Below are 818 nucleotides of genomic sequence, written 5' to 3' on the forward strand. Positions count from 1 at the left end.
AGGGCGGCCCTCGACGAGGTGGATGACGTAGGGGTCGACGGCGCAGGACGTGTCTACGTGCTGTCTAACGGCGGTCGTGTGTCGGTGTTCGGACGCGACGCCTACGGAGACGTTGCGCCGCTCCGCACCTTCGAGACGGGCGTGTTCTCGAGACACCTGGCAGTGTCTCGGGACGGCAAGGTCGCGGTGAGCCGCAATGCGCTGGGGGAGGTCGCCGTCTACGCCGCGGGGGCCTCGACGGGCGCCACTCCGACGCAACGTCTGGTGGGTCCGCGGACCGGTCTGGGAGGCGGACTCGCGCAGCTGGCGTTTACCTCGAAGGGAGCATTATGGGTCAACGACGGCGGCGTCCTGCGGGTCTTCGCGGCCGGTGCGACAGGCGACACTGCGCCGCTCCGCAGCTTCACGCCGGTGACGAGCACCTTCCGGGACCTGACCGATATTGCTGTCGACGGGATGGACCGTGTGTACGTCTCTTCGGAGTACGACGAAGGGCAGGGAGGTGGGACGGTCGTCAGCGTCTTCGCCGCCAACGCCACTGGTCGGGCAACGCCGATCCGGTCGCTGGAGGGCTCGCGCTCCCGGTTGAGCACCATCCTGGTGGGTGCTCAGATCGCGATCGACGGTCGGGGGGGACTGGCCGTCACCGGGTTCCCGCGCGAGGACGTGCTGGTGTTCCGGACGTTGTTTCCGGGGCGTCCGTCGGTGGTGCGGTCGGTGCGGGTGTCAGGAAAAGCGTCGGCGAAGAAGCGGACGGTGCGGTGGAAGAAGCCGGCTGATGACGGGGGCCGCGACGTCCGCTCGTACAAGGTGGTGTT

The 818-nt window shown here is 68.5% G+C and carries 1 protein-coding gene; it reads left to right on the top strand.

What is annotated here, in order from left to right; genetic code table 11:
• Positions 1-141: 141 nt before the first annotated feature.
• A partial coding sequence (locus tag PV363_RS17825) for a hypothetical protein (protein ID WP_301023098.1) occupies positions 142-818 on the top strand: 677 nt, incomplete at its 3' end.

Origin of the sequence: Mumia sp. (genome assembly GCF_028803055.1) — a bacterium.
Lineage (GTDB): Bacteria > Actinomycetota > Actinomycetes > Propionibacteriales > Nocardioidaceae > Mumia.